Source organism: Limnohabitans radicicola, assembly GCF_014837235.1.
GTDB lineage: Bacteria > Pseudomonadota > Gammaproteobacteria > Burkholderiales > Burkholderiaceae_C > Limnohabitans_A > Limnohabitans_A radicicola.
This window is the reverse complement of record NZ_JACYFT010000001.1, coordinates 1447799-1474645: the sequence shown is the minus strand read 5'-3', so window position 1 is coordinate 1474645 and position 26847 is coordinate 1447799. Positions and strand designations below refer to the sequence as shown.

The window sequence follows — 26847 nt, the reverse complement described above, 5'->3', positions numbered from 1 at the left end:
GCCCACATGCACAAAAATCAAATTTTTTGAGCATATCAACCATCATATGCACAAAACGCGCTTATTTTGAGCATGCAACCAACCGGCTAAGCAGGAACAAAAGAACGGCCTTGCGAGTACCGCACAATGTGAATCCACTGCTTAAAAAATCATGACTCCCGGCCCCATCCTCTTCTGTGGCGACCCGCACGGCCAATGGCAGCACATCATCGATGCGGCCGAGCAAACCCACGCCCGTGCCGTGATCCTACTGGGCGATCTGGAGCCGGCACGCCCACTGCACATCGAGCTGGAAGCCATTTGGGATCGCGTCTGGTTCATCCACGGCAACCACGACACCGACCATGCGGACAACTTTGCCAATGTGTGGCACCCCGATCTGGCCGAGCGCAGCCTGCACGGCCGCGTCGTCACACTGCCTTGCGGCACGCGCGTGGCTGGGCTGGGCGGTGTGTTTCGCGGTGCGGTGTGGTACCCCAAAGACGCACAAGCGCCCAAGTTTCGCAACCGTGAAGCGCACGCCCAAAAGACGCCGCGACAAGACCGCTGGCAAGGCGGCGTGCACCTCAAGCACTGGTCCACCATCTACCCCGACGAGGTGCAACAACTGGCCACGCTGCAAGCCGACATCCTGATCACCCACGAAGCGCCCGGCTACCACATGCACGGCTTTGCTGAGCTGGACACACTGGCCCGCCGCATGGGCGTGCGCATGACGGTGCACGGCCATCAGCACGACTGCATTGACAGCAGCGCCCAATGGGACGCGCAGGGCTTTGCCAGTTATGGGGTTGGGCTGCGGGGGGTAATGGCGAGAGATTCTCAAGATCAAGTGCGGACCTTGGTACCTGGCGATTTGGACGATCAAAACTGTCGGCAAGAGACATCATCAAGCTGAGTCGACCCAGGCAAAGCCCTGGTACACAAGCTCACCCCGCATCTTTAATCTGGTGGCTTCATTCACACGGAGGCCATATGAACACAGACACCACCAACAAACTAGAACCCATACACAGCATTGCGCGCCAAAAACCCGGCATGTATTTGGGCTTATTCCATGGCCGAGACACGCCCAATGAAGTCATGAACGACTGGGGTTTTGATGGCCCCGCCCTTGGCCCGCTCAAACACGTTCACACCACATACGCAAGCAACATGCATATCCAGTTCAACTGCCTGAGCGACGCCCACTTGCTCACCGGTAACAACGACACGTATTTGGAACTGCAACTCGACGGCGGCCTCTTGTGCTTTGACGGCAAGCTGTATGGCGATTGGACCGTTTACATGGTGTCGCCCGAAGAATTTTTCAGACCACCCAATACATTCCGACAAGACACCCGTCCCGACGATTTACGCACACAAGCACGCCCCATCCCAATAGATGACTAAATGCTGTAAATCGAAATTTCCGAGCTACAAACAATCAAGTGAAGCTTGCACGGTATGTAACGGGGTCTAGGTTGCAATGCTGTCCAATCGACCCACGTAACGAAAAAATTTTGGGAGATTTTCTAAATTCAAAAACACGCGTTAAGTGGAATTGACTTTCGGCAACTTGTGAAAAATTCAACTCACGATCGGTCACGAAAAACGGTGTATCCCGCCCAAAAGATGTCGTTTTTACTTCGATGAACTTCTCTTTGCCATTAGCGTCAAAGGACAAAATATCATAGCCAAGCCCATCACCTTTTGTTTTGGAAACATGCTCAACTTTGTCCGCCAAGTTCTTATGGCCCAGCGAAATGAGTCGCCAATGTTCATATTGAAGAACAAACTCTTCACCTGCCAAGCCAAGTGATTGATTCCTGGCTTCTTGTGCCAGATAGTCACGTTTAACTGGCGCCAATTCTTTAAAAACTGAACTCTCTGCCGCCTTGTGCGTCTTGGATGGTGGATCGACAGACACGTGCGAAAAGTCCTGAAGATCTGGAACCTGCGCTGGCTGCACGGCAGCTGATTGAGCTGCAGCATCCAGCGTGGGCAGCCATTTAATCTGCTCAGTCGCAACTTCTAATAGAAGACTCTGGTAATTCCCTCGCGGCTGATATCCACGAATGTATGGGAACCCAAGCTCAATCATCACGGCGCTAATGTTGCCGTGTTTGAACTCGATTGAGCCATCAGAACGCTGACTCAACTTTTGCTTCAGCGCTTTTCGATGTGCAGATTTATTGAATGTCTGACCCGAAAGCTCCAGTGCGAGCATCTTCAGGTAATCGGCAACAATGGCTTCAACCTCGAATCTGGACCATTCCATAAATTTCAGAATTCAACTGCGCCAACTCAAACGTCAATATTCCCCGCCCGCAGCGCATTGGTCTCGATGAAGTCGCGGCGCGGCTCGACTTCGTCGCCCATGAGCATAGTGAACACGCGGTCGGCTTCGATGGCATCGTCGATCTGCACCCGCAGCAAGCGGCGCACGTTCGGGTCCATGGTGGTTTCCCACAGTTGCTCGGGGTTCATCTCGCCCAGACCCTTGTAGCGCTGGCGGCTGGTGGTGCGTTCGGCTTCGCTGATGAGCCAGTGCATGGCCTGGCGGAAGTCGCCCACTTTTTCTTCTTTTTGTTTCTCGCCTTCGCCACGCATGGCTTTGGCGCCGTCGGCCAGCAGGCCACGGAAGGTCTCAGCCGCTTCGGCCAGAGCCGCATAGTCGGCGCCGTGCACAAAGTCTTGCGTGAGCACGCTGCTCTTGATGTTGCCGTGGTGGCGGCGGCTGATGCGCAGCAGGGGCTTGTCGGTGCGCACGTCAAACTCGGCAGCCACTTCGGCCGGGATGCCGGTGGTGTTGAGTTCGCGCAGTTTGGCTTGCAGCGCAGGCGCGCATTCGGCGGCTTGCTCCAGGGTGTCGAGGTTGAGCGACACGCCGTCGGCAATGGCGCGCAGGGCTTCGGCGTCCATGAAGTTGGACAGGCGGGCAATCACGGCCTCGGCCACCTGGTGTTTGCGGGCCAGGGCTTCGAGCGTTTCGCCGCTCAGCACTTGCGGTGCTGCGCCGCCTGTGCTGATGCTGGCGTCCTTGAGCGCAATGCGCAGCAAGAAGCCGTCGAGCGCCGGGCCGTCTTTGAGGTACAGCTCTTCTTTGCCCGCCTTGACTTTGTAAAGCGGTGGCTGCGCGATGTAGATGTGGCCGCGCTCGACCAGCTCGGGCATCTGGCGGTAGAAGAAGGTCAGCAGCAGGGTGCGGATGTGCGCACCGTCCACGTCCGCGTCGGTCATGATGATGATGCGGTGGTAGCGCAACTTGTCGGGATTGAAGTCGTCGGTGTTGCTCTTGCCACTCTCGGCGCTGGCCTTGCCGATGCCGGTGCCCAGGGCCGTGATGAGCGTGATGATTTCGTTGCTGGTGAGCAGTTTTTCGTAGCGGGCTTTTTCGACGTTCAGGATCTTGCCGCGCAGGGGCAGAATGGCCTGGAATTTGCGGTCACGGCCTTGCTTGGCCGAGCCGCCAGCGGAGTCACCCTCGACGATGTAGATTTCGCACAGGGCCGGGTCTTTCTCCTGGCAGTCGGCCAGTTTGCCGGGCAGGCCCATGCCGTCGAGCACGCCTTTGCGGCGTGTCATCTCGCGGGCCTTGCGGGCGGCTTCACGCGCGCGGGCGGCTTCGACGATCTTGCCGCAGATGATCTTGGCGTCGTTGGGGCGCTCTTCCAGAAAATCGGTCAGCGCTTTGGCCACGATGTCTTCCACCGGGGCGCGTACTTCGCTGGACACCAGCTTGTCTTTGGTCTGGCTGGAGAACTTGGGCTCGGGCACTTTGACGGACAGCACGCAACACAGGCCTTCGCGCATGTCGTCGCCGCTGACTTCGACTTTTTGCTTCTTGGCAATTTCGTTCGCCTCGATGTATTTGCTGATGACGCGGGTCATCGCCGCGCGCAAGCCGGTCAGGTGGGTACCGCCGTCACGCTGGGGGATGTTGTTGGTGAAGCACAGCACGCTCTCGTTGTAGCCGTCGTTCCACTGCATGGAAACTTCCACACCAATGCTGGTGCCAGGGATACCGCCGTAGCTGTCGGCAGGGCGCTCGCCCATGGCGTGGAAGGCGTTGGGGTGCAGCACCTTTTTGTTGGCGTTGATGAAGTCGACAAAGCCCTTGACACCACCCGCACCCGAAAAGTCGTCTTCCTTGCCGCTGCGTTCATCTTTGAGGCGAATGCGCACGCCATTGTTGAGGAAGGACAACTCGCGCAGGCGCTTGGCCAGGATTTCGTAGTGGAAATCGTTGTTCTGCTGGAAGATGTCGGTGTCGGGCAGGAAGTGCACTTCGGTGCCGCGCTTGTCGGTGGCGCCGGTGACCTTCATGGGCGAGACTTCCACGCCATCGACTTTTTCGATGATGCGGTTTTGCACAAAGCCGCGTGCAAATTCAATCTGGTGCACTTTGCCTTCGCGGCGCACCGTCAAGCGCAGCCACTTGCTCAGAGCGTTCACACAAGACACGCCCACGCCGTGCAGGCCGCCCGAGACCTTGTAGCTGTTCTGGTTGAACTTGCCGCCCGCGTGCAGCTCGGTCAAAGCGATCTCGGAAGCACTGCGCTTGGGCTCGTGCTTGTCGTCCATCTTGACGCCCGTGGGAATGCCACGGCCGTTGTCGGTCACGCTGATGGAGTTGTCAGAGTGGATGGTGACGACGATGTCGTCGCAGTGGCCGGCCAGCGCTTCGTCGATGGAGTTGTCCACAACCTCGAACACCAGGTGGTGCAGGCCGGTGCCGTCGGACGTGTCGCCGATGTACATGCCGGGGCGCTTGCGCACGGCTTCCAGGCCCTCCAGGATCTGGATCGCGCCTTCGCCATAGCCTTCGGATGCACCGGCTTGGTTGGTGTCGATCTTGGGCTGGACGGTGGTGAAGGACTCTTCGCTGGGCTTGTTTTCTTCGGTCATGTTCAATTTTCTCTGTCGCTTGAATGGCCGAAACCCGCGACAGGTCGCGGGTTTCGCTAGGGGTTGGCCTTGTGGGCTTTCGCCTTAAATGCGCATCGGCATCACCACGTATTTGAAGTTGTCGTTCTCGGGGATCGTGATCAGCGCCGAGCTGTTGGCGTCGGCCAGATCGATGCGGACCATGTCCTGGTCCATATTGCCCAGCACGTCGATGATGTAGGTCACGTTGAAGCCGATCTCGATGCTGTCACCACCGTAGTCGATGTCGAGTTCGTCCACGGCTTCTTCCTGCTCGGCGTTGGTGGACGCCACGCGCAGCGTGCCGGGGTCCAGGTTCAGGCGCACGCCTTTGAACTTGTCGCTGGTCAGAATGGCGGTGCGCTGCAGGCAAGACAGCAGGGCCTGGCGGCCCAGCGTGACGTTGTTGCGGTGGCCCTTGGGGATCACGCGGTTGTAATCAGGGAACTTGCCTTCGACCAGCTTGGTCACGAACTCCATGCCGTCAAAACTGAACTTGGCCTGGTTGTTGGCAAACTGCATTTCGATCGCGCCTTCGGCGTCAGACAGCAGGCGCTGCAGTTCCAGCACGGTCTTGCGCGGCAGGATGACCTCCTGTTTGCTGGGCACTTCGGTGTCAAGCGTGGCGCTGGTGTAGGCCAGGCGGTGGCCGTCGGTGGCCACCAGCGACAGCTTCTTGCCTTCGGCCACAAACAAGATGCCGTTGAGGTAGTAACGGATGTCGTGCACCGCCATCGCGAATGAGACCTGACCCAGCAGGGCCTTCAGGGTCTTTTGCGGCACGCTGAAAGCGGGGCCGAAGCTGGCGGCTTCTTGCACCAGCGGGAAGTCTTCGGCGGGCAGGGTCTGCAATGTGAACTTGGACTTGCCACCTTTCAAGATCATCTTGGACTGCGAGGACTCCAGGCTGACGGTCTGGTCAGACGGCATGGTGCGCAGGATGTCGATCAGCTTGCGTGCGCCCACGGTGGTGGTGAAGTCGCCGGGGTCACCATCCATCTCGGCGGTGGTGCGGATCTGGATTTCCAGATCGCTGGTGGTCATCTGCACCGCACGACCGGACTTGCGGATCAGCACATTGGCCAGCACCGGCAGGGTGTGGCGGCGTTCCACAATGCCGGAAACGGATTGCAAAACGGACAGCAATTTGTCTTGTGTGGCCTTCAGGACGATCATTTGTCTACCTTTGGTGGTTTTTCAGGCGTCGGGCCCGGTTGGGCGACGGTTTGCAGATACAGGCGACATTTTCGCCGTTTTTTGGGTGTTTTTACCCGCCAAAGCGGCCCGGAGGCCATTCTTTTGCAGGGGTGCCCGGGTGCGCATGCACATCAGCCCTTGAGGGTCTGCTCCAGCACGTGCAGCTGCTGGTTCAACTCGGTCAGTTGCTGGCGCTCGCCACCGATCTTGCGCACGGCGTGCAGCACCGTGGTGTGGTCACGCCCACCAAAAAGCTCACCAATCTCGGGCAGGCTTTTTTGGGTCAGCTCCTTGGCCAGGTACATGGCGATCTGGCGCGGGCGGGCGATGCTGGCCGGGCGCTTTTTGCTGTACATGTCCGCGACCTTGATCTTGTAGTAGTCGGCCACAGTTTTCTGGATGTTCTCGACGCTGATCTGGCGGTTCTGGATCGACAGCAGGTCACGCAGCGCGTCGCGGGCCAGCTGGATCGAGACTTCTTTTTGGTTGAAGCGCGAGTAGGCCAGGATCTTGCGCAGCGCGCCTTCGAGTTCGCGCACGTTGGAGCGGACGTTTTTGGCCACGAAAAACGCCACTTCTTCGGGCATTTCGCTGCCTTCGCTGATGGCCTTGTTGATCAGGATGGCCACACGCATTTCGAGTTCGGGCGGCTCAATCGCCACCGTCAGACCGGAATCGAAGCGCGAGACCAGGCGCTCATGGATGTCGGTCAGGCCCTTGGGGTAGGTGTCGCTGGTCATCACGATGTGTGACTTTTTGGCCAGCAAGGCTTCAAAGGCGTTGAAAAACTCTTCCTGTGTGCGGTCCTTGTTGGCAAAGAACTGCACATCGTCGATCAGCAACAGGTCAAGCGAGTGGTAATGCTGTTTGAACTCGTCAAAGGTCTTGCGCTGGTAGGCCTTAACCACATCCGACACAAATTGTTCGGCGTGGATGTAGAGAACCTTGGATTCCGGGCGGTCGGCCAGCAGTTTGTTGCCGATGGCGTGCATCAAATGGGTCTTGCCCAGGCCCACACCGCCGTAGATGAACAAGGGGTTGTACAAGTGCCCGGGCGATCCGGCCACGTGCATGGCGGCGGCGCGCGCCATGCGGTTGGCCGTGCCTTCCACCAGGGTGTCAAAAGTCAGCGCTGGGTTCAGGCGGCTGCGAAAGGTGTTGGGTGCCGCCTCGTCTACCGCATCGAGCGACTCCACCGGGCCACGCAACGCGGAAGAAACGGACTGAACCGCAGGCTTGACGGGGGTTTCTTTGAGAGTGATGGCCAACTCAATTTGCACCGGATGGCCTTGCAAGCGCTCAGCCAGAGCAGCCAGACGACCGGCGTATTGCGCCCGAACCCAGTCGAGCTTGAAGCGGTTGGCCACGAAAAGGGTCAGTTTGGAATGGTCGTCGGCCACCTGAGCGACCAAGGGCTTGATCCAAGTGTTGAACTGCTGCTCTGGCAGTTCGCGGGACAGCTCGTCCAGGCAGGCCTGCCAGAGCGAGGGCTCGGCATCGGCATTGAAATCAGGAGAAAGTCCCTCGGCCATTGGCAGTCTTCTTATTGTGGATATTTAAGGCGTTTGACTGCGGAAAACCTGAATTATCAAGAGCTTATCCACATGCCAGCCGGCTATGAGAAGGGATGATAAACCACATCCTGCAGGTTTGCGCCCCGGGCAATCCCCGAGCAGCAAAAAGAAAGTCCTGGCGTCGCAAATCCGATGAAGTTTGCCGTGGTCACAAAAGTTTGCGATAATCATGGGCTTCGCTCAAATTGCCTTGCACGTTTTCGGCTTTATGCCGGGGCAGGCTTTGGGCTTTAAGGAAAAGTCATGAAACGCACCTACCAACCTTCCAAAACACGTCGCGCCCGTACCCACGGCTTCCTGGTTCGCATGAAGACCCGCGGTGGCCGTGCTGTGATCAACGCACGCCGCGCCAAAGGCCGCAAGCGTCTGGCTGTCTGATGCCATTGCAGCCGTCAGCGTCTGACCGCGCGTCAGGCCAGACGGCTCAAGCCAGGGCCTGGCCGCCGTGCAACGTCTGAAGACTCGCCCGCAATTCCAGGCCGCCCTGGCTGGCGGCACGGTCTCGCGCACGTCTCACTTTGCCTTGCACCGTTTGTCACTGACACCCGCCGCATCCGTTGCCCCTGTGGATCACACCGACACCAATGGGCCTGCACCCTCCGGGGAGCAGGCCCTTTTTGGCTTGGTCGATACCTGGATGGGCGCCATGGTGCCCAAACGCTGGGCACGCCAGGCCGTGACGCGCAACACCATCAAACGCCAGATTTACGCTGTGAGCCAGGGTTTTGCCGACCAACTGCCCGACGCCGCCCATGTGGTGCGTCTGCGTTCGACTTTCGACCGCAAGCAGTTTGTGAGCGCCACTTCCGAGCCCCTCAAACAGGCCGTGCGCAGCGAGCTGGAGCAACTGTTTGAGCGCGCCTGCCGCCCACCCCAGGAGGTGCGCCATGGTGCGTGATGCCTTGATGGGTCTGGTGCGCGCGTACCGATTGCTGCTCAGCCCCTGGCTGGGCTCGGCCTGCCGATTTGATCCGACCTGTTCGGTGTATTCGCTACAAGCCCTCGAAAAACATGGCGCTGCGGCAGGCTCTTACCTGACCGTGGCCCGGCTGCTGCGCTGCCACCCTTGGTGTGCAGGCGGCCATGACCCTGTTCCTGAAGAGGCTCCACGCCTCTTCAGCCGACTGATCCCCCCCACTTCTTCCAAGAAGACCACATGAACGACATTCGCCGCACCATCCTCTGGGTGATCTTTGGTTTCTCCATGGTCCTGCTGTGGGACCAATGGCAGATCCACAACGGACACAAAGCCACCTTTTTCCCCAAAGTCGAGACCCAGGCCAAAGCCGCCGCGACGCCCGCGTCCGCAGCGTCGGCAGGCCCGGCTGCGGTGCCCAGCGCCAGCGTGACCCCGGTCGCGCCCGGCCAGGTCCCTGCCAGCGTGAGCACCACGCCTGCAGCGGCCCACGAGCGCATCGAAGTTTCTACCGACGTGCTCAAGCTCAGCTTTGACACCGAAGGCGGCTCGCTGGTGCGCAGCGAGTTCACGCGCCACGCCGACATGGCCGACGCGAAAAAGCCCTTTGTGCTGTTCGACGAAAGCCGTGACCGCGTTTACGTGGCCCAGACCGGCCTGATCGGCGGCAACTTCCCCAGCCACAAGGCGGTCATGCAGGTCAGCGGCGAGCGCAGCCTCAAGGACGGCCAGAACGAGCTGACCGTGCGCTTCGAATCAGCTCCTGTGAACGGCGTCAAGCTGGTCAAGACCTACACCCTGCAGCGCGGCAGCTACGCCATTGGCGTCAAGCACGAAGTCGTGAACACCGGCTCCGCCGCCGTGTCGCCCCAGCTGTACATGCAACTGGTGCGTGACGGCAACAAGCCCGCAGGCGAGTCGTCTTTCTATTCCACCTTCACCGGCCCTGCGGTCTACACCGAGGCCAAGAAATACAACAAGGTCGAGTTCTCCGACATTGAAAAGAACAAGGCCGAGATCGACAAGACCTCCACCAACGGTTACGTGGCCATGGTGCAGCACTACTTCGCATCGGCCTGGTTGCTGGGCGAGGGCATCGCCCGCGAGAATTTTGTACGCAAGGTCGACAACAACCTGTACGCCGTGGGCATGATCACCCCTGTGGGTGAAGTGGCCCCCGGCCAGTCCAAAGCCGTCGAGAACAAGCTCTTTGTCGGCCCGCAAGAAGAAAAAATGCTCGAAGCCCTGGCCCCCGGCCTGGACTTGCTGAAAGACTACGGCTGGCTGGCCATGCTGGCCAAGCCTTTGTTCTGGTTGCTGGACAAGCTGTTCGGTGTGCTTCAAAACTGGGGCTGGTCGATCATGGCGCTGGTGCTGTTGCTCAAGATCGCCTTCTACTGGCTCAATGCCAAGGCCTACGCCAGCATGGCCAAGATGAAGGCCATCAACCCCAAGATCATGGAGATGCGTGAGCGCCTGAAAAACGACCCGCAAAAGATGCAGCAGGAGATGATGAAGATCTACCGTGACGAGAAGGTCAACCCCATGGGCGGCTGCTTCCCGATCATGATCCAGATCCCGGTGTTCATCGCGCTGTATTGGGTGCTGCTGTCCACGGTCGAGATGCGCAACGCGCCCTGGACTGGCTGGATCCACGACCTGTCGGCCCCCGATCCGTATTTCATCCTGCCGCTGGTGATGACACTCACCACACTGCTGCAGACCGCGCTGAACCCCGCGCCACCCGATCCTATGCAGGCCAAGATGATGTGGATCATGCCGCTGATGTTCTCGGTCATGTTCTTCTTCTTCCCGTCTGGCCTGGTGCTGTACTGGATCACGAACAACGTGCTGTCGATTGCCCAGCAGTGGATCATCAACACCCGCATGGGCGTGCCACCGCAGTTCAATCTGCCCAAGTTCAAATAAGAACGCCAAGGGCCGCGCAAGCGGCCCTTTTGCATTGAGACCCCGCAAATGCTCGCCCGCCACCAAGAACCCATCGTCGCCATCGCCACCGCACCCGGTCGCGGGGCTGTGGGCATCGTGCGCGTGTCGGGGCGCGGCCTGAGCGGTCTGATCCAGGCGCTGTGCGCTCGCCCGCTCAAAGCGCGCGAAGCGACTTACCTGCCGTTTCGCGACCAGGACGGCAGCGCCATCGACCACGGTCTGGCGATCCACTTCCCCGGACCGAACTCCTTCACCGGCGAAGACGTGCTGGAGTTGCAGGCCCACGGCGGCCCCGTGGTGCTGCAGCTGCTGGTCACGCGCTGCCTGCAGGCAGCAGCCGAAACGGATGCCGCCACAGGTCAGCCGCGCCTGCCCGGCCTGCGCGTGGCGCAACCGGGCGAGTTTTCCGAGCGGGCCTTTTTGAATGACAAGATCGACCTGACCCAGGCCGAAGCGATTGCCGACCTGATCGACGCCAGCACCGAGGCCGCCGCACGCAGCGCCAGCCGCTCGCTGGCGGGCGACTTTTCGCGCGAGATCCACACCCTGCGCGACGCACTCATCCACCTGCGCATGCTGGTGGAGGCGACGCTGGACTTTCCCGAAGAGGAAATCGACTTCTTGCAAAAAGCCGATGCGCAAGGCCAGCTCGACCGGCTGGAGGCGCACCTGGCCACGGTGCTGCAACGCACCCGCCAGGGCGCGCTGCTGCGCGAGGGCATCCGCGTGGTGATCGCAGGCCAGCCCAATGCGGGCAAAAGCTCGCTGCTCAACGCGCTGGCCGGTGCCGAGCTGGCCATCGTCACGCCGATTGCCGGCACCACCCGCGATGTGGTGCAGCAGACCATCCAGATCGAAGGCGTGCCACTGCACGTGATCGACACCGCAGGCCTGCGCGAAGGCGAAGGCGTGGATGAAGTCGAGCAGATCGGCATCGAACGCGCCTGGGGCCAGATCGAGCAGGCCGACGCGGTGCTGTTTCTTCATGACCTCACCCGCACGACCGACAACGCGTATGCGGCGTCGGACGCCGAAATCGCACAAACCCTTTTGCAGCGCCTGCCCCAGGGTGTGCCGGTGATCGACATCTGGAACAAGGCCGATGCCGCACCCGCGCCCCTCGTGCAGGAAGGCATCACCCTCTCGGCCCGCACGGGCGAAGGCCTGCAGGCCCTGCGCCAGCGCCTGCTGCACGAAGCGGGCTGGCAAAGCGCCAGCGAAGGCCTCTACATCGCCCGTGAGCGCCACGTGCAGGCCCTGCTGCGCGTGGGCGAACACCTGAACATCGCCCAGCAACTGCTGGCCGCTCAAGCCCAAAGCCTGGACCTGCTGGCCGAAGAACTGCGCCAATCCCAGAATGCACTGAACGACATCACCGGCGAATTCAGTGCCGACGACCTGCTGGGCGTGATTTTTTCGAGCTTCTGTATCGGCAAGTGAGCCCTTGACAGGCTGCAAGGCCGCGTTTTCGTCACGCGAGCGACTGAAAGGTTCCCCGTTTGGTCTGAAGATGGTGTCATCCGCCTATGGGCGCAGCCGATCCAGACCCCATGCCAGACGCTCCCAAACCGCAACTGACCGCCGAGCAGGATGCGTACCTGCGAGAACGCTCCGACCTCATGGGCGCCTGGCTGGTGCTGCACGCCTGGGGCGTCATTGCGCTGGCCATGGCGCTGTTCGTGCGCTGGCCCAACCCGCTCACCTTCATCGTCGCCATGGTCCTGATCGGTGGCCGCCAGCTGGGGCTGGCCATCCTGATGCACGACGCAGCGCACCGGGCTTTGTTCAAGAACACACGGCTGAACGACACCCTCGGGGCCTTCCTCTGCGGCTGGCCCGTGGGGGCCAGCCTCACGCTGTACCGGCCCTACCACCTGAGCCACCACCGCCACACGCAGCAAAAGGACGATCCCGACCTGGTCCTGTCGGCACCCTTTCCCATCACGCGTCAGAGCTTCTGGCGCAAGATGCGGCGCGACATCCTGGGCATCACCGGCGTCCAGCGCCGCCTGGAGTTCTTCCGCTACGAGATGGGTGACGACCCCAGCCGCTGGCAGCGCTGCAAAAACCTGTTCCATGCAGAAAAATACTTCCTGCTGACCAACCTGGTCCTCTTCGGCATCACCGCCGCTGCGGGCGTGTGGTGGGCTTACTTTGTGCTGTGGCTTATGCCTTTGCTCACCTGGTACCAGGTGATCAGCCGCATCCGCAACATCGCCGAGCACGCGGTGGTGGGGGACAACGACGACCGGCTGCGCAACACCCGCACCACGCTCACCCACTGGGGCATGCGCATGGTGGTGGCACCGTACTGGGTCAACTACCACCTGGAGCACCACCTGTTCGTGTTCACACCTTGCTGGAAGCTGCCCGCCGCACACCGCATGCTGATTGCGCAGGGCCTGGGCCCGCACATGGAGCTGGCCAAAGGCTACCTGCAGGTGCTGCGCAAGGCCACTGCCAAAAACACCGATGGGCCAGATGGCCACAGCGCCAGCCAGCGCAAGAGTCCGGCCATGATCTGAGCCCCTACAAGCCAAGGAATCCGCCATGAGCCACCGCCTCGACCAGCAAGTCGCCATCATCACGGGGGCCAGCCGCGGCATTGGCCGTGCCATCGCCGAGGCCTACGCAGCCGAAGGTGCCAGCCTGTGCCTGGTGGCCACCGATGTGGCCCGGCTGACCGAAGTCAAAAATGCCTTGGGGCTGCCCGAAGACCGCATCATGACCGTGGGCTTGAACGTGACCGACCGCGACGCCTGCTTTGCGGCCGTAGCAGCAGCAGAAAACCATTTCGGGCGCGTGGACGTGCTGGTCAACAACGCCGGGGTGTACCGGGCCAAGCCCTTCATGGACTACGCGCCGCAGGACTTTCAAGACATGCTGGACGTGAACCTGTTTGGCGTGCTGCACTTCACGCAAGCCTGCCTGCCAGGCATGCAGGCGCGCCAGCACGGGCGCATCATCAACATGGCCTCCACGGCAGGCAAATGGGGCTCGCGCAACCAAAGCGCATACAACGTGAGCAAGCACGCGGTGGTGGGCCTCACGCGTTGCCTGGCACTCGAAGCGAGCCCCTACAAAGTCACCGTCAACGCCATTTGCCCGGGCTTCATCCAGACCGACATGGTGGAAGAGCTCAAGGCGCAAGTGGCCAAGAGCTCGGGCATCAGCGACGATGAGATGGTCAAGGCGGCGCTCGCGCGCGTGCCGCTGGGCCGCGTACTTGACCCCGACGAGATCGCCAACTTGGCCGTTTACCTGGGCTCGCACGAGTCGCGGGGCATGACCGGGCAGTCCATTCACCTCGATGGCGGCATGGTTTTGAGTTGAGGTTTTTTCAATCGAATATTGAAGACGGTTAACAGCACAGACACATGAGAGACAAGCGTTCGGGATAACCATTACAGCCTGTTCTGAACGCAGAACCCAGAATGCAGATGGCTTTGACGCATTTTTTGCAGAAGGGCCATCAACCGGAACCTTGTTCACAAGTCATGTCCAAAGATTTCATTCTCGAAACCCGGGAACTTGTCAAAGAGTTCAAAGGCTTTGTCGCCGTCAACAGCGTCAATCTGGGTGTGCAACGCGGGCAGATCCATGCCTTGATCGGGCCCAACGGTGCGGGCAAGACCACGGTCTTCAACCTGCTCACCAAATTCCTGATCCCGACACGTGGACAGATCCTGTTCAACGGCAAGGACATCACCGCAGAAAAACCCGCACAGGTGGCTCGCCAGGGTCTGGTGCGTTCCTTTCAGATTTCGGCGACTTTCCCCAACCTCACGGTGCTCGAGAACGTGCGCATCGCACTGCAACGCAACACCGGCATGTCCATGCATTTCTGGCGCTCGGAGCGCATCCTGGACCAGCTCAATGGCCAGGCCATGGCGCTGCTCGACGAGGTAGACCTGGGCGACATGGCGGACCTGACCGCGGTCGAGCTGCCTTATGGTCGCAAGCGTGCGCTGGAGATCGCCACCACGCTCGCCATGAACCCCGAGTTGATGCTGCTGGACGAGCCCACCCAGGGCATGGGCCACGAGGACGTGGACCGCGTGACGCAGCTCATTAAAAAAGTCGGTGCCAACCGCACCATCCTGATGGTGGAACACAACATGAACGTGGTCTCGCGCATCGCCGACACCATCAGCGTGCTGCAGCGCGGCCAGATCATTGCCGAAGGCCCCTACGAAGTGGTCTCCCAAAACCCGCAAGTGCTGGAAGCCTACATGGGCACGGTCGCGACCGAACTGGAGGGCGCCCATGGCTGAGTCCACAGAATTCCTGCGCATCAGCAACCTGCACGCGTGGTATGGCGAGTCGCACATCCTGCATGGGGTGGACCTGACGGTGCACAAAGGTGAAGTGGTCACGCTGCTGGGGCGCAACGGCGCCGGGCGCACCACCACCGTCAAGTCCATTGTGGGCCTGGTGGGCAAGCGCACCGGCTCGATCACGATCAATGGCCGTGAATCGATCGACATGGCCCCGCACAACATCGCCAAACTCGGCATCGGTTACTGCCCGGAAGAGCGGGGCATCTTTGCCTCCCTCAGCTGCGAAGAAAACCTGTTGCTGCCCCCCGTGATCGCCGAGGGCGGCATGCCCATCGACGAAATCTACGAGATGTTCCCCAACCTGCTGGAGCGCAAAAACAGCCCTGGCACCCGCCTGTCGGGTGGCGAGCAGCAGATGCTGGCGGTAGGCCGCATCCTGCGCACCGGGGCCAAGCTCTTGCTGCTCGACGAAATCTCCGAAGGTCTGGCACCTGTGATCGTGCAGGCACTGGCGCGCATGATCCTCTCGCTCAAGGCCAAGGGCTTCACCATCATCATGGTCGAGCAGAACTTCCGTTTTGCCGCCCCGCTGGCCGACCGCTTTTATGTCATGGAGCATGGCCGCATCATCGAAGGCTTTGCCGCCAGCGAGCTGCAGGCCAAGATGCCCATGCTGCACGAGTACCTCGGCGTCTGATTTTTTTCACCGTTCATTTCAACAGGAGACATCACCATGAAACGCAAACTTCTCGCGACGGCTGCATTGGCCGCATGTGCATTTGCAGGTTCGGCACAGGCCCAGATCTCTGACGGCATCGTCAAGATCGGCGTGCTCAACGACATGTCCGGGCTGTACTCCGACATCACCGGCCCAGGCTCTGTGACTGCGGCCAAAATGGCTGTGGAGGATTACATCAAGGCCACCAAGAGCACCTTGAAGGTGGAAGTGGTTGGCGCAGATCACCAGAACAAGCCTGACGTGGGCTCCAACATCGCCCGCCAGTGGTACGACACCGACAAGGTCGACATGATTGCCGACGTGCCCACATCGTCTGTGGGTCTGGCCATCGCCAAAATCTCTGGCGACAAGGGCAAACTGCACGTGAATTCGGGCTCGGCCACCGCCGACCTGTCGGGCAAAGCCTGTAACGCCAACACCATCCACTGGGCTTACGACACCTGGATGCTGGCCAACGGCACCGGCAAAGCGATTGTCAAAAGCGGTGGCGACACCTGGTTCTTCCTGACTGCCGACTACGCCTTCGGCCACGCACTGGAGCGTGACACCGAGGCGGTCGTGCTCAAGAACGGCGGCAAGGTTGTGGGCAAAGTGCGCACCCCTTTCCCCACACAGGACTTCTCGTCATTCCTGCTGCAGGCACAAGCCTCCAAGGCCAAGATCATTGGTCTGGCCAACGCTGGCGGCGACACCACCAACTCCATCAAGCAGGCTTTCGAATTCGGCATCACCAAAGGCGGTCAGAACCTGGCTGGCTTGCTGGTCTTCCTGCCTGACGTTCACTCGCTGAGCCTGGAAAAAGCCCAAGGCTTGATGCTGACCGAAACTTTCTACTGGGACTTGAACGACCAGACCCGCGCTTTTGCCAAGCGGTTCAGCGCGGCCAACGGTGGCAAATACCCATCGATGGTGCAAGCTGGCGTCTACTCCAGCGTGATCCACTACCTGAAGGCGGTGGATGCAGCCAAGACCGATGACGGCACCAAGGTGGCGGCCAAGATGAAGGAGCTGCCCACCGACGATCCGCTGTTCGGCAAAGGCTCTGTGCGTGCCGACGGTCGCAAGATCCACCCAGCCTATCTGTTCCAGGTCAAAAAGCCATCGGAATCCAAAGGTCCATACGACTACTACAAGCTGGTGGCCACCATTCCTGCCAACGAAGCTTTCCGTCCATTGGCCGAGAGCGAGTGCCCGCTGGTCAAGAAGTAAATAGATCCCTGTTCACGCAAGCCGAAACATCACCATGGAAATCTTTGGCATCCCCTCTCAAGCGCTCTTCGGGCAGCTGCTGATCGGGCTCATCAACGGGTCCTTTTATGCGCTGCTCTCCTTGGGCCTGGCCGTGATTTTCGGCTTGCTGAACATCATCAACTTCTCACACGGTGCCCAGTACATGCTGGGTGCTTTTGTGGCCTATCTGGGCCTCAACAAACTGGGCATGAATTACTGGCTGGCATTGATCGTGACCCCGGTGGTCGTGGGGGCCAGTGGTGTGTTGATCGAGCGCACCATGCTCAAACAGCTCTACAAGCTCGATCATCTTTATGGTCTGCTGCTCACCTTTGGACTGGCCTTGATCATTCAAGGCCTGTTTCGCAACGAATTCGGTTCTTCCGGCATGCCCTACGCCGTGCCTGAAGTCTTTCAGGGTGTTTTCAACACCGGCTTCATGTTCCTGCCCAAGTACCGGGCCTGGGTCATCGTGGCATCGCTGGTGGTGTGCTTGTCCACCTGGTACGTGATCGAGCGCACCAAGCTCGGCGGCTACCTGCGCGCCGCCACCGAGAACCCTAGCCTCGTGCAAGCCTTCGGCATCAACGTGCCACGCATGATCACGCTCACCTATGGCTTTGGCGTGGGCCTGGCCGCATTGGCAGGCGTCATGGCTGCACCGATTTACCAGGTCAACCCGACCATGGGCGCCGACCTGATCATCGTGGTGTTCGCCGTGGTGGTGGTGGGCGGCATGGGTTCCATCATGGGCGCCATCCTGACGGGCTTTGGCTTGGGCCTGATTGAAGGGCTGACCAAAGTGTTCTACCCCGAGGCCTCGAACGTGGTCATTTTCGTGATCATGACCATCGTCCTGCTCATCAAGCCTGCCGGTCTGTTCGGCACACAGAAGTAAAGCCATGTCCAACGCGATTTCTGCCTCCGCTTCGGCCAAATCCTACAAACACCAGTGGGTCGCATTCGCCCTGATGGCGGTCATCCTCGCGGTGGCCCCCATGTGGGTTTACCCGGTGTTCCTGATGAAGGTGATGTGCTTTGCCTTGTTCGCCAGCGCCTTCAACCTGCTGCTGGGTTTTGGCGGGCTGCTGTCTTTTGGTCATGCCATGTTCATGGGCTCGGCCGGTTATGTCGCGGCCCACGCGGCCAAAGTCTGGGGCCTCAACCCTGAGTTGTGCGTGCTGCTGGGCACCGCGTCATCGGCCACGCTGGCACTGGTGGTGGGGCTGTTGGCCATCCGCCGCCAGGGCATCTACTTTGCGATGATCACCCTGGCCCTGGCGCAAATGGTGTTTTTCTTCTGCCTGCAAGCCCCATTCACGGGCGGCGAAGACGGCATCCAGGCGGTGCCGCGCGGCAAGTTGTTCGGCCTGGTCGATCTGGCCGACAACTTCAACATGTACATCTTCGTGCTGACCATCTTCCTGCTCGGCTTTCTGCTGATCTGGCGCGTGATCCATTCGCCCTTTGGCCAGATCCTCAAGGCCATCCGCGAGCATCCTGACCGCGCCACGTCGCTCGGTTACGACACCGACACCTTCAAACTGCTGGCCTTTGTGATCTCTGGCGCGCTGGCGGGCACCGCTGGCGGCACCAAGGCGCTGGTGTTCCAGCTGGCCTCGCTCACCGATGTGCATTGGTCCATGTCGGGCGAGGTGGTGCTGATGACGTTGGTGGGGGGCATGGGCACGTTGTTTGGCCCATTGGTCGGAGCCACTGTGATCATCAGCATGGAGAACTACCTGGCCCATCTGGGCGCTTGGGTCACCATCATCCAGGGGGTGATCTTCGTGATCTGCGTGCTGGCCTTCCGCCGGGGCATCATGGGTGAGATCGCCCACTGGATCAAGAAGCCGCTGTAACAGCAACCGCCACCCCAAAGCAAAAGGCCCGCGCATGCGGGCCTTTTGCTTTGGGAAAGCCGTTGGATCAGCGCATGAAATTCTTCACATAGTCCGCCCCCAACCCCACGTTTTCAAAGTGCGCACGGTATTTTTCGATGCGCGTGAACACGTCGTCGTAGCCTGTGGCGTTGCCCTGGGTGTCTACATACATGAGCGCGCCGTGCACGGTGAACATCGTCACCATGTCCTGACAGTCGTCGGGCACCACCAGGGTGTGGGTCTCGCCCGGTGGCTCAAACACATAGCCGCCGGCTTCAGCCACCCAATCGTGCTCCAAATACAGCCATTTGCCGCGCAGCACATAGGCGTGGACCATGCCCGAGTGGCGGTGGCGCTGCAGCAAGCCCGAACGCTTGACCTTGAGCAAGTGAACGTAAAAACCACCCGAGGTGTTCAAATGCAATGGCCGCGACCAGATGCCCGGGGCGATCGGTGCCCACAGACGCTCATCGTCGCTGTCCACATCGGGAATCACCATGTCGGGTGACATGCCCCAAGGCTGAGGCTTGGCATAAGGCACACGGTCATCAAGGCGGGGGGCGGGGCTGGCAGAAGCAGTCATGGCAAGGTCTTTCAATGTTGACCGTGAGGGTAAAACGTCTGCCGCCAGGTGTCAGCTTTGTGCGCGACAGTGCCACCAACCGGCACTAGACTGGCAACCCGTCACGTCAAGCACTTTCTTTTCATGAAAACACACACCCCTGGCCTGTGGCTGATCGGTCTGGCCGGTTTCAGCAGCATGGCCTCGATGCGCGTTTGCGACCCCATGCTGGTGAGCATGGCCGCTGAATTCCAGATCAGCGTTGGCGACGCCTCCCGTGTGATTTCAGCGTTTGCCGTGGCCTATGGCCTGATGCAGTTGTTTTACGGGCCGCTGGGTGACCGCGTGGGCAAGCTCAAGGTCATCACGTCGGCGGCGCTGGCCTGCGGCGTGTTCAGCACCATCACCGCGCTGGCGCCCAGCTTTGACTTGCTGGTGCTCTCGCGAGCGGCCATGGGTGCGGCGGCGGCTGGCATCATCCCCTTGTCATTGGCCTGGCTGGGTGACCAGGTGCCCTATGACCAGCGCCAGGAGACATTGGCCAAGCTGATGAGCGCCACCGTGACCGGCATGATGGCCGGGCAATGGTTTGGCGGGTTGGCGGTCGAAACGCTGGGCTGGCGCAGTGCATTTGGCTTGTTGTCAGCGTTGTTCCTGACAGCCAGCAGCCTGCTGTACTTCAAAACCACCGCCTTGCGACAAGCCGCCATGCTGACCACAGAGGGATCCTATTGGCAAGCCGCTTTGGGCAGCCTGAAGCTGCTGACCATCCCCCGCGTGCGCTGGGTGCTGTGCGTGACCGCCATCGAGGGCGCGCTGGCGTTTGGCACACTGGCTTTTGTGCCCAGCCAGCTGGTCCAGCACATGGGGTTGAGTGCCTCGGTCGCGGGTGGCCTGATGGCGCTTTACGGCATCGGCGGTCTGGCCTACAGCCAGCAAGCCAAACGCTGGTTGGGCTGGCTGGGTGAACGGGGACTGGTGGTGGTGGGCAGCTCTTTGGTGGCGCTGGGCTTGCTGCTGCTGGCCTGGACGCACCACATCGTGCTGGGGGGCACGGGCTGTTTGCTCGCGGGTCTGGGCTTTTACATGATGCACAACACCCTGCAGACACAAGCCACCCAGATGGTCCCCGAGGCCCGAGGCAGCGCGGTGACGCTGTTTGCCTGCATGCTGTTTTTCGGGCAATCGACAGGTGTGCTGGTGGCGGCGCAAAGTGTGGACCGAGGCTGGATGGACTGGACCTTCACACTCGCAGCCGCAGGCATGGTGGTGCTGGGCCAGGTCGTCTCTCCCCGGGTCAAACCCAAACCACGGAACGAGTGAGCTGGACCAAGGGGGCGTCAATGGCCCTCGAACGCCACCAAGGTAAACAGCTGCAGTCCGCCCTGGCGCAACTTGTCTGAGCCGCCGAGCTCAGGCAGGTCCACAATGGCCGCGCCTTCCATGACGGTGGCACCGAGTTTTTCGAGCAGCTTTTTGCCCGCCATCATGGTGCCGCCCGTCGCGATCAGGTCGTCGATCAGCAGCACACGCTGGCCGGGCTTGACCGCATCGGTGTGCAGCTCAACGGTGGCGCTGCCGTATTCGAGTTCGTAGGTTTCTTCCACGGTGGTAAAGGGCAGCTTGCCTTTCTTTCGGATCGGCACAAAGCCCAGACCGAGTTCATAGGCGATGACCGAGCCCAGAATGAAGCCGCGTGCATCGAGCCCGGCCACCACATCGGGCCGCAGTGCAGGGTCCATGTAACGGTGCACGAACGCATCGATCAGCACACGGAACACGCGCGGGTCCTGCAGCAGCGGGGTGATGTCACGGAACTGCACACCGGGCGCGGGCCAGTCGGGCACGGTGCGCATGTGGCTCTTGAGGTAGTCGTTCACATTCAGGGCCGTCATGGGCTCATCCTCGCATCAATTTTTCTTCGGCCACGGCCAGAGTCTGGGCGGTGCCCGACAACACCAGGGTGTCGCTCATCTGCAGTTCGGTGTCGTCCTGCACGGGTTCGGTCGCGCCGTGTGCGCGACGCAGACTGACCACACGCACGCCCATGGCATGAAAAGCCAGATCCCCCACGCGCTTGCCCAGCCAGGGCGAGGCCAGTGGCAAGGTGACCGTGGTCAGGCGTTCGTGCTCCAACTCGTCGATGGTGTCATCGTCCGCGCCATGAAAGTAGCCTTTGAGCAGGTTGTAGCGGGCATCACGCTGGTCCTGCACGATGCGGATCACGCGGCGCATCGGCACGCCCACCAGCGCCAGCGCGTGGCTGGCGAGCATGAGCGAACCCTCGAGGGCTTCGGGCACCACCTCGGTGGCTCCGGCCTGCTGGAGTTTTTCCAGATCCAGATCGTCCTGCGTGCGCACGATCACGGGCACCTGGGGGGCATGGCTTTGGGTGTGGCCCAGCACCTTCATGGCCGCGGGCACATCGAGGTAAGTGACCACCACGGCGCTGGCACGGGCCAGGCCTGCGGCCATGAGTGCCTGCAGGCGACCGGCATCGCCAAACACCACCGAGTCGCCCGCCGCTGCGGCCAAACGCACACGGTCGGGGTCCAGGTCGAGTGCCATGTAGGGGATGTTTTCCTTCTCGAGCATGCGCGCCAAGTTCTGACCACAGCGGCCATAGCCACAAATGATGACGTGGCGGCTGGTGTTGATCGACTTGCGCGCAATCGTGGTCATCTGCAGCGACTGCTGCAGCCATTCGCTCGCCACCAACTTGAGCACGATCTCATTGCTGCGCATGATGATGAAAGGCGTGGCCAACATCGACAGGACCATGCTGGCCAGCACCGGGTTGAGCAAGGCGGGCGGAATCAGGTTGTGCTGGGAGCTCAATGTCAACAGCACGAAACCGAATTCACCCGCCTGCGCCAGGTACAGGCCCGTGCGCAGCGCCACACCGTGGCTGGCGCCATAAACCTTGGCCAACCCGGTCACCAGCACCAGCTTGAAGAGCACGGGCAACACGGTGAGGATCAGCACCAGCGGCCAGCGGCCGATCACGATGTGCCAGTCCAGCATCATGCCGATGGTGATGAAAAACAGGCCCAACAGCACATCATGGAAAGGCCGGATGTCCAGCTCCACCTGGTGCTTGTATTCGGTCTCCGAAATCAACATGCCTGCGATGAAGGCCCCCAGCGCCAGACTAAGGCCCGCCAGCTCGGTCAGCCAGGCCAGGCCCAGTGTGACCAGCAGCAGGTTGAGCACAAACAGTTCTTCGCTCTTGCGGCGGGCCACGATGGTGAGCCACCAGCGCATGACGCGCTGACCGCCCGTGAGCAGCAGCGTGATCAATGCCGTTGCCTTGAGGCCCGCCAGCAGCAGGGCGCCAAACAATTCTTCGGGTCGCGAACCCAGCGCCGGGATCAGCACGAGGAGCGGCACCACCGCCAAGTCCTGGAACAGCAGCACACCCACCACCCGCTTGCCGTGCTCGGATTCGAGCTCCAGGCGATCCGCCATGAGCTTGATGACGATGGCCGTGCTGCTCATGGCCATGGCCCCCGACAAGGCCAGCGCGGTCTGCCACTCCATCTTCCACAGCGTGGGGGCCAGTGTGGCCAGAAACAGGGAGCAAACCGTGACAATGCCCAGCGTCAGCACCACCTGCAGCAAGCCCAGTCCGAACACGTGGCGGCGCATGGCACGCAGCTTGGGCAGGTTGAATTCAAGCCCGATCACGAACATCAGGAACACGATGCCGAACTCGGCCAAGTGCTTGATGCCCTCGGAGTTCTGCGCCAGCGCCAGCGCGTTCGGGCCGATGACCACGCCCACCGCCAGATAACCCAGCATGGGCGGCAGTTTGAGCATGCGGCAGCCCACCACGCCCAGCACGGCGGCGAACAAGTACAGCAGTGTCAACTCCAAAGAACTCATGCCTTGATCGTACCAAGGCCATGTGACGGTTTCCTTCGGGAAAACGGTCTATTTCTTCCCGGTTTTCCCTGTGCCCCGCAAAGGGAGCCCTGCCCGATAAAATGAGCCCATGACCCTACAAGCCCAATCCATCCTGCAGCTCGCACGCGACACGCTCGACATCGAAGCGGCCGCCCTGCAGGACCTCAAGAGCCGTCTGGACGAACGCTTTGTCCAGGCGGTGGAGATGATGCTCCACGTCAAGGGCCGCGTGGTGGTCACAGGCATGGGCAAAAGCGGGCACATTGGCCGCAAGATCGCGGCCACATTGGCCTCCACAGGGACACCTGCGATGTTTGTGCATCCGGCCGAGGCCAGCCACGGCGACCTGGGCATGATCAAGCTGGTCGACGTGGTGCTGGGCATCTCCAACAGCGGCGAGAGCGATGAGCTGGTCGCCATCTTGCCCGTGCTCAAGCGCCAGGGCGTGCCACTGATCGCCATGACCGGGGGGCTGGACTCCTCGCTGGCGCGCCACGCCGATGTGGTGCTCGACAGCTCGGTGGCCAAGGAAGCCTGCCCGCTCAACCTGGCGCCCACCGCCAGCACCACCGCGCAACTGGCCCTGGGCGATGCGCTGGCCGTGGCGCTGCTGGACGCGCGCGGCTTCAAGCCTGAAGACTTTGCGCGCTCGCACCCCGGCGGCTCTCTGGGTCGCCGCTTGCTGACCCATGTGAGCGACGTGATGCGCTCGGGCGACGCCGTGCCCCGCGTGTTGCCCGATGCCAGCTTTTCGGATCTGATGCGCGAGATGAGCCACAAAGGCCTGGGCGCGTCGTCGGTGGTCGATGCCGACGGCAAGGTGCTGGGCGTTTTTACCGACGGCGATTTGCGCCGACTGATTGAAAAAGGCCAGGACCTGCGCTCGCTCAAGGCCAGCGAGGTGATGCACGTCCAGCCGCGCACCATCCGCCAGGATGCCCTGGCGGTGGAAGCGGCCGAGATGATGGAAGCGCACCGCATCACCAGCATCTTGGTGGTCGATGCCTCGGGCCGTCTGTGCGGCGCCCTCAACACCAACGACCTGATGCGGGCCAAGGTGATCTGACATGCAAGCCTTGATCCCGGCACTGAATTACGCGCCCGAGCTGCTGCTCAAAGCGCAGGGCATCCGCGTCGTCTTTTTCGACGTCGACGGTGTATTGACCGACGGCGGACTTTATTTTTCCGAAGCGGGCGAAACGCTCAAGCGCTTCAGCGTGCTCGACGGGCAAGGCATCAAGTTGCTGCAAAAGGCGGGCATCACCCCTGTGGTGATCACCGGACGCGATTCGGCCCCCCTGCGCCTGCGCATGAAAGCGTTGGGCATCACCCATGCCCGTTTTGGCACCGAAGACAAACGGCCTGCGGCCGAAGCATTCCTGCAGGAACTCGGCCTCGACTGGTCGCAAGCAGCGGCCATGGGCGACGACTGGCCGGACCTGCCGGTGATGCAGCGCGTGGCTTTTGCCTGTGCGCCCGCCAACGGCCATGCGCAAGCCAAAGCCCTGGCCCACCACGTCACGACCGAACGCGGTGGCGAAGGTGCAGCCCGTGCCTTGTGCGACCTTCTGCTGGTTGCAGGTGGCCATTACGCCCGCCTGCTGGTCCAGGTGGGTGTCAACGTGAACGTGGGCCCTTCGGCATGAACGCATCGCCCGTGCTGCGCAAGGCCTGGGACCGTGTGACCCTGTATTTGCCGCTGCTGGTCATGCTGGTGCTGGCCTTGGGCAGTTGGTGGCTGGTGCGCAGCATGCCCGACCTGTGGAGCGCGCCCAAGGACAAAGTGGTGCGCAAGGACCCCGATTACAACCTGCGGCAATTCGTCGTCAAGGTGTTCGATGCGCAAGGCCGTCTGGTGCGCGAGGTCATGGGCGACGAAGGCCGACACTACCCCGACACGGACGAGCTGCACATCGAGCAGGTCACCTTCAAGGCACAGACCGAGGCCGGACAACACCTGAACGCCGTGGGGCACAAAGGCATTGCCACAGGCGATGGCGAACGCGTGACCTTGCTGGGGGACGCACGCGCCGTGCGGGAAGCCACCGATGACCTGCCGCGCATCGAGCTGCGCGGAGAAAAAATCATCGCCTTGATCAAGGCAGAAAAGCTGCTGTCTTCCGATCCAGTGCAGATCACACGTGGCGCGGATGTGTTCACGGCCAACAACATGGACTTTGACATCCAGTCCGGTCACTACCTGCTCAGCGGTCGTGTGCGCGGCACGCTGGCACCCACTTCACAGGCACATCAACCATGAACACTTCTGCGCCACTGGTCTTGATCACAGGCGCTTCCAGCGGCATCGGTCAGGCGCTGGCGCTGGCTTATCTGCAACGCGGCTGGCGAGTGGTCCTGCTGGCACGTCGCACCGATGTGCTGCAGCAGTGGCTGGGCAGTTTGCCTATGGCCTGGCCCCCAGGCCAGACCTGCATTCTGGGCGCCGACGTTGGCGACGCGAACAGCATGCTCGGCGCAGCACAGCAGTGCATCGCACACATGGGGCTGCCCGATGTGGTGGTGGCCAACGCAGGCATCAGCCTGGGCGTGGACACTGCCGAGCGCGAAGACCTGGAAGTCTTGGAGCAGGTGCTGCGCACCAACACCCTGGGTGTGGCACACACGTTTCACCCCTTCATCCGCGCCATGCAGGCACGGGGACACGGCAAGCTGGTGGGCATTGCCAGCGTGGCGGGCATCCGGGGCTTGCCCGGGCACGCGGCCTACTGCGCCAGCAAGGCCGCCGTCATCAGTTACTGTGAGAGCCTACGCGGCGAGTTGCGAGCCAACGGCGTGGAGGTCATCACCATCGCCCCAGGCTACATCGCCACACCACTCACGGCCCGCAACCGTTACCCGATGCCCTTCCTCATGAGCGCCGAGGCTTTTGCGCAATCGGCAGTGCGCGCCATTGCGCGCGGTGACCGCTACCGGGTCATCCCCTGGCCGATGGCCATCGTCGCCAAAATCCTGAAGGTCTTGCCCGACGCCTTGTTTGACCGTTTGCTCAAAGGCCAGCCGCGCAAACACCGCCATAAGGACTGAAGCTGCGCCTATTGCATCCGCCCAGAAACAACAAAGCCCTGCATTGCAGGGCTTTGTTTTGGGGAGGCTCGGTCAAGACCGAGCCAGCCAGCGCAGATCAGTAACCGCCGTAGCCGCCACCGCCTTCACGGCGACCGCCACCACCAGCACCGCCGCGAGGGCCGGAGCCGTAGGGGCTGCGGAAACCACCGCCGCCGCCTTCACGGCCACCGCCGTAACCGCCGCCGCCTTCGCGACCGCCGCCGTAGCCGCCACCGCCTTCACGGCCACCACCGTAGCCACCGCCGCCTTCGCGACGGCCACCACCGTAGCCACCACCGCCACCGAAACCACCGGTACGGGGAGGACGAGCTTCCATGGGACGGGCTTCGTTCACCACGACGTTGCGGCCACCCAGAGGCTGACCGTTCATGCCGTTGATCGCGGCTTGGGCTTCGTCATCGCTGCCCATTTCCACAAAGCCGAAGCCTTTGGAGCGGCCCGTGTCACGTTCCATCATGACCTTGGCGCTGGTGACCACACCGAATTCACCAAAAGCTTGTTCCAGATCGCCGTCACGAACCGAGTAAGGCAGGTTGCCGACGTAAAGTTTGTTGCCCATGAAAGGGACTCCTCAAAACACACAGAAAAAACGCGATGGAGTTCCGAAAGCGCATT

Annotated in this window: 27 protein-coding genes; 19 read left to right on the top strand and 8 right to left on the bottom strand. The window is 61.3% G+C overall.

Going from position 1 to position 26847, the window contains the following annotated elements; all coding sequences use genetic code 11:
- The first annotated feature begins 151 nt into the window (after nucleotides 1–151).
- The gene (locus tag IC609_RS07270; protein ID WP_191818735.1) at nucleotides 152–898 is read left to right on the top strand and encodes a metallophosphoesterase family protein; all 747 of its coding nucleotides are present in this window, start codon (nucleotides 152–154) and stop codon (nucleotides 896–898) included.
- A gap of 77 nt (nucleotides 899–975) precedes the next feature.
- The gene (locus tag IC609_RS07265; protein ID WP_191818734.1) at nucleotides 976–1392 is read left to right on the top strand and encodes a hypothetical protein; all 417 of its coding nucleotides are present in this window, start codon (nucleotides 976–978) and stop codon (nucleotides 1390–1392) included.
- Nucleotides 1393–1426: 34 nt separating this feature from the next.
- Here IC609_RS07265 and IC609_RS07260 read toward each other — a convergent pair whose 3' ends face one another.
- From IC609_RS07260 to dnaA, 4 genes are all read right to left on the bottom strand, one after another.
- On the bottom strand, nucleotides 1427–2260 hold the full coding sequence (locus tag IC609_RS07260) for a DUF3883 domain-containing protein (protein WP_225224016.1): 834 nt from the start codon (nucleotides 2258–2260) through the stop codon (nucleotides 1427–1429).
- A gap of 26 nt (nucleotides 2261–2286) precedes the next feature.
- Entirely contained in the window at nucleotides 2287–4890 is a 2604-nt protein-coding gene (gyrB, locus tag IC609_RS07255) for a DNA topoisomerase (ATP-hydrolyzing) subunit B (RefSeq protein ID WP_191818733.1), read from the bottom strand.
- An 84-nt stretch (nucleotides 4891–4974) separates the two neighbouring features.
- A complete protein-coding gene (gene dnaN / locus IC609_RS07250; RefSeq protein ID WP_191818732.1) occupies nucleotides 4975–6084 on the bottom strand; it encodes a DNA polymerase III subunit beta in 1110 nt (369 codons plus the stop codon).
- Between the two features lie 152 nt (nucleotides 6085–6236).
- Nucleotides 6237–7637: a chromosomal replication initiator protein DnaA gene (gene dnaA / locus IC609_RS07245; protein WP_191818731.1), complete on the bottom strand. Its 1401-nt coding sequence runs from the start codon at nucleotides 7635–7637 to the stop codon at nucleotides 6237–6239.
- A 285-nt stretch (nucleotides 7638–7922) separates the two neighbouring features.
- Here dnaA and rpmH point away from each other — a divergent pair, with 285 nt between their 5' ends.
- The 12 genes from rpmH (at nucleotide 7923) to IC609_RS07185 (ending at nucleotide 18656) form a co-directional block, all read left to right on the top strand.
- Entirely contained in the window at nucleotides 7923–8057 is a 135-nt protein-coding gene (gene rpmH / locus IC609_RS07240) for a 50S ribosomal protein L34 (protein ID WP_005798102.1), read from the top strand.
- Between the two features lie 67 nt (nucleotides 8058–8124).
- Complete coding sequence (locus IC609_RS07235; protein WP_191818730.1) at nucleotides 8125–8577, top strand: ribonuclease P protein component; 453 nt, start codon at nucleotides 8125–8127, stop codon at nucleotides 8575–8577.
- Nucleotides 8567–8839, top strand: coding sequence for a membrane protein insertion efficiency factor YidD (yidD, locus tag IC609_RS07230; RefSeq protein WP_191818729.1), 273 nt, complete (start codon nucleotides 8567–8569; stop codon nucleotides 8837–8839). The genes IC609_RS07235 and yidD overlap by 11 nt, the downstream gene beginning before the upstream one ends.
- Nucleotides 8836–10524, top strand: a complete 1689-nt coding sequence (gene yidC, locus IC609_RS07225) for a membrane protein insertase YidC (protein WP_191818728.1) — start codon at nucleotides 8836–8838, stop codon at nucleotides 10522–10524. The genes yidD and yidC overlap by 4 nt, the downstream gene beginning before the upstream one ends.
- Before the next feature lie 48 nt (nucleotides 10525–10572).
- Nucleotides 10573–11985: a tRNA uridine-5-carboxymethylaminomethyl(34) synthesis GTPase MnmE gene (gene mnmE / locus IC609_RS07220; protein ID WP_191818727.1), complete on the top strand. Its 1413-nt coding sequence runs from the start codon at nucleotides 10573–10575 to the stop codon at nucleotides 11983–11985.
- A gap of 110 nt (nucleotides 11986–12095) precedes the next feature.
- Complete coding sequence (locus tag IC609_RS07215) at nucleotides 12096–13070, top strand: fatty acid desaturase family protein (RefSeq protein WP_191818726.1); 975 nt, start codon at nucleotides 12096–12098, stop codon at nucleotides 13068–13070.
- Nucleotides 13071–13095: 25 nt separating this feature from the next.
- Entirely contained in the window at nucleotides 13096–13878 is a 783-nt protein-coding gene (locus tag IC609_RS07210; protein WP_191818725.1) for an SDR family NAD(P)-dependent oxidoreductase, read from the top strand.
- Between the two features lie 164 nt (nucleotides 13879–14042).
- The gene (locus tag IC609_RS07205; RefSeq protein ID WP_191818724.1) at nucleotides 14043–14819 is read left to right on the top strand and encodes an ABC transporter ATP-binding protein; all 777 of its coding nucleotides are present in this window, start codon (nucleotides 14043–14045) and stop codon (nucleotides 14817–14819) included.
- Nucleotides 14812–15522, top strand: coding sequence for an ABC transporter ATP-binding protein (locus IC609_RS07200; protein WP_191818723.1), 711 nt, complete (start codon nucleotides 14812–14814; stop codon nucleotides 15520–15522). The genes IC609_RS07205 and IC609_RS07200 overlap by 8 nt, the downstream gene beginning before the upstream one ends.
- A gap of 36 nt (nucleotides 15523–15558) precedes the next feature.
- On the top strand, nucleotides 15559–16773 hold the full coding sequence (locus tag IC609_RS07195; RefSeq protein ID WP_191818722.1) for an ABC transporter substrate-binding protein: 1215 nt from the start codon (nucleotides 15559–15561) through the stop codon (nucleotides 16771–16773).
- 34 nt (nucleotides 16774–16807) lie between these two features.
- Nucleotides 16808–17692 carry a branched-chain amino acid ABC transporter permease gene (locus tag IC609_RS07190; protein ID WP_191818721.1) on the top strand — a complete coding sequence of 295 codons (885 nt, stop codon included), beginning with the start codon at nucleotides 16808–16810 and terminating at the stop codon, nucleotides 17690–17692.
- Between the two features lie 4 nt (nucleotides 17693–17696).
- Nucleotides 17697–18656 carry a branched-chain amino acid ABC transporter permease gene (locus IC609_RS07185; RefSeq protein WP_191818720.1) on the top strand — a complete coding sequence of 320 codons (960 nt, stop codon included), beginning with the start codon at nucleotides 17697–17699 and terminating at the stop codon, nucleotides 18654–18656.
- Nucleotides 18657–18723: 67 nt separating this feature from the next.
- On the opposite strand, the gene IC609_RS07180 is transcribed toward IC609_RS07185, so the two are convergent.
- On the bottom strand, nucleotides 18724–19260 hold the full coding sequence (locus tag IC609_RS07180; RefSeq protein WP_191818719.1) for a 2,4'-dihydroxyacetophenone dioxygenase family protein: 537 nt from the start codon (nucleotides 19258–19260) through the stop codon (nucleotides 18724–18726).
- Nucleotides 19261–19383: 123 nt separating this feature from the next.
- On the opposite strand from IC609_RS07180, the gene IC609_RS07175 reads away from it, so the two are divergent.
- Nucleotides 19384–20562 (top strand): MFS transporter, encoded by a 1179-nt coding sequence (locus IC609_RS07175; RefSeq protein ID WP_191818718.1) that lies wholly within the window; start codon nucleotides 19384–19386, stop codon nucleotides 20560–20562.
- A 17-nt stretch (nucleotides 20563–20579) separates the two neighbouring features.
- Here the strand turns inward: IC609_RS07175 and IC609_RS07170 are convergent, their stop codons facing one another.
- Both IC609_RS07170 and IC609_RS07165 read right to left on the bottom strand, forming a co-directional pair.
- Nucleotides 20580–21134 (bottom strand): adenine phosphoribosyltransferase, encoded by a 555-nt coding sequence (locus IC609_RS07170; protein WP_191818717.1) that lies wholly within the window; start codon nucleotides 21132–21134, stop codon nucleotides 20580–20582.
- Between the two features lie 4 nt (nucleotides 21135–21138).
- Nucleotides 21139–23124, bottom strand: coding sequence for a monovalent cation:proton antiporter family protein (locus IC609_RS07165; RefSeq protein WP_191818716.1), 1986 nt, complete (start codon nucleotides 23122–23124; stop codon nucleotides 21139–21141).
- Between the two features lie 109 nt (nucleotides 23125–23233).
- Here IC609_RS07165 and IC609_RS07160 point away from each other — a divergent pair, with 109 nt between their 5' ends.
- From IC609_RS07160 to IC609_RS07145, 4 genes are read left to right on the top strand one after another with little or no spacing between them, the layout of a single operon-like run.
- Nucleotides 23234–24211, top strand: coding sequence for a KpsF/GutQ family sugar-phosphate isomerase (locus IC609_RS07160; protein WP_191818715.1), 978 nt, complete (start codon nucleotides 23234–23236; stop codon nucleotides 24209–24211).
- A 1-nt stretch (nucleotide 24212) separates the two neighbouring features.
- On the top strand, nucleotides 24213–24791 hold the full coding sequence (locus IC609_RS07155) for a KdsC family phosphatase (RefSeq protein ID WP_191818714.1): 579 nt from the start codon (nucleotides 24213–24215) through the stop codon (nucleotides 24789–24791).
- Nucleotides 24788–25405: an LPS export ABC transporter periplasmic protein LptC gene (gene lptC / locus IC609_RS07150; RefSeq protein WP_191818713.1), complete on the top strand. Its 618-nt coding sequence runs from the start codon at nucleotides 24788–24790 to the stop codon at nucleotides 25403–25405. The genes IC609_RS07155 and lptC overlap by 4 nt, the downstream gene beginning before the upstream one ends.
- Entirely contained in the window at nucleotides 25402–26190 is a 789-nt protein-coding gene (locus IC609_RS07145; RefSeq protein ID WP_191818712.1) for an SDR family oxidoreductase, read from the top strand. The genes lptC and IC609_RS07145 overlap by 4 nt, the downstream gene beginning before the upstream one ends.
- Before the next feature lie 97 nt (nucleotides 26191–26287).
- Here IC609_RS07145 and IC609_RS07140 read toward each other — a convergent pair whose 3' ends face one another.
- Nucleotides 26288–26791: an RNA recognition motif domain-containing protein gene (locus IC609_RS07140; RefSeq protein ID WP_191818711.1), complete on the bottom strand. Its 504-nt coding sequence runs from the start codon at nucleotides 26789–26791 to the stop codon at nucleotides 26288–26290.
- Between the last annotated feature and the right edge of the window lie 56 nt (nucleotides 26792–26847).

What these genes read in the sequence shown, in the direction of transcription:
- IC609_RS07270 (WP_191818735.1), top strand. Translation starts at nt 152, where the DNA reads ATGACTCCCGGCCCCATCCTCTTCTGTGGCGACCCGCACGGCCAATGG.
- IC609_RS07265 (WP_191818734.1), top strand. Translation starts at nt 976, where the DNA reads ATGAACACAGACACCACCAACAAACTAGAACCCATACACAGCATTGCG.
- IC609_RS07260 (WP_225224016.1), bottom strand. Translation starts at nt 2,260, where the DNA reads ATGGAATGGTCCAGATTCGAGGTTGAAGCCATTGTTGCCGATTACCTG.
- gyrB (WP_191818733.1), bottom strand. Translation starts at nt 4,890, where the DNA reads ATGACCGAAGAAAACAAGCCCAGCGAAGAGTCCTTCACCACCGTCCAG.
- dnaN (WP_191818732.1), bottom strand. Translation starts at nt 6,084, where the DNA reads ATGATCGTCCTGAAGGCCACACAAGACAAATTGCTGTCCGTTTTGCAA.
- dnaA (WP_191818731.1), bottom strand. Translation starts at nt 7,637, where the DNA reads ATGGCCGAGGGACTTTCTCCTGATTTCAATGCCGATGCCGAGCCCTCG.
- rpmH (WP_005798102.1), top strand. Translation starts at nt 7,923, where the DNA reads ATGAAACGCACCTACCAACCTTCCAAAACACGTCGCGCCCGTACCCAC.
- yidD (WP_191818729.1), top strand. Translation starts at nt 8,567, where the DNA reads ATGGTGCGTGATGCCTTGATGGGTCTGGTGCGCGCGTACCGATTGCTG.
- yidC (WP_191818728.1), top strand. Translation starts at nt 8,836, where the DNA reads ATGAACGACATTCGCCGCACCATCCTCTGGGTGATCTTTGGTTTCTCC.
- mnmE (WP_191818727.1), top strand. Translation starts at nt 10,573, where the DNA reads ATGCTCGCCCGCCACCAAGAACCCATCGTCGCCATCGCCACCGCACCC.
- IC609_RS07215 (WP_191818726.1), top strand. Translation starts at nt 12,096, where the DNA reads ATGCCAGACGCTCCCAAACCGCAACTGACCGCCGAGCAGGATGCGTAC.
- IC609_RS07210 (WP_191818725.1), top strand. Translation starts at nt 13,096, where the DNA reads ATGAGCCACCGCCTCGACCAGCAAGTCGCCATCATCACGGGGGCCAGC.
- IC609_RS07205 (WP_191818724.1), top strand. Translation starts at nt 14,043, where the DNA reads ATGTCCAAAGATTTCATTCTCGAAACCCGGGAACTTGTCAAAGAGTTC.
- IC609_RS07200 (WP_191818723.1), top strand. Translation starts at nt 14,812, where the DNA reads ATGGCTGAGTCCACAGAATTCCTGCGCATCAGCAACCTGCACGCGTGG.
- IC609_RS07195 (WP_191818722.1), top strand. Translation starts at nt 15,559, where the DNA reads ATGAAACGCAAACTTCTCGCGACGGCTGCATTGGCCGCATGTGCATTT.
- IC609_RS07190 (WP_191818721.1), top strand. Translation starts at nt 16,808, where the DNA reads ATGGAAATCTTTGGCATCCCCTCTCAAGCGCTCTTCGGGCAGCTGCTG.
- IC609_RS07185 (WP_191818720.1), top strand. Translation starts at nt 17,697, where the DNA reads ATGTCCAACGCGATTTCTGCCTCCGCTTCGGCCAAATCCTACAAACAC.
- IC609_RS07180 (WP_191818719.1), bottom strand. Translation starts at nt 19,260, where the DNA reads ATGACTGCTTCTGCCAGCCCCGCCCCCCGCCTTGATGACCGTGTGCCT.
- IC609_RS07175 (WP_191818718.1), top strand. Translation starts at nt 19,384, where the DNA reads ATGAAAACACACACCCCTGGCCTGTGGCTGATCGGTCTGGCCGGTTTC.
- IC609_RS07170 (WP_191818717.1), bottom strand. Translation starts at nt 21,134, where the DNA reads ATGACGGCCCTGAATGTGAACGACTACCTCAAGAGCCACATGCGCACC.
- IC609_RS07165 (WP_191818716.1), bottom strand. Translation starts at nt 23,124, where the DNA reads ATGAGTTCTTTGGAGTTGACACTGCTGTACTTGTTCGCCGCCGTGCTG.
- IC609_RS07160 (WP_191818715.1), top strand. Translation starts at nt 23,234, where the DNA reads ATGACCCTACAAGCCCAATCCATCCTGCAGCTCGCACGCGACACGCTC.
- IC609_RS07155 (WP_191818714.1), top strand. Translation starts at nt 24,213, where the DNA reads ATGCAAGCCTTGATCCCGGCACTGAATTACGCGCCCGAGCTGCTGCTC.
- lptC (WP_191818713.1), top strand. Translation starts at nt 24,788, where the DNA reads ATGAACGCATCGCCCGTGCTGCGCAAGGCCTGGGACCGTGTGACCCTG.
- IC609_RS07145 (WP_191818712.1), top strand. Translation starts at nt 25,402, where the DNA reads ATGAACACTTCTGCGCCACTGGTCTTGATCACAGGCGCTTCCAGCGGC.
- IC609_RS07140 (WP_191818711.1), bottom strand. Translation starts at nt 26,791, where the DNA reads ATGGGCAACAAACTTTACGTCGGCAACCTGCCTTACTCGGTTCGTGAC.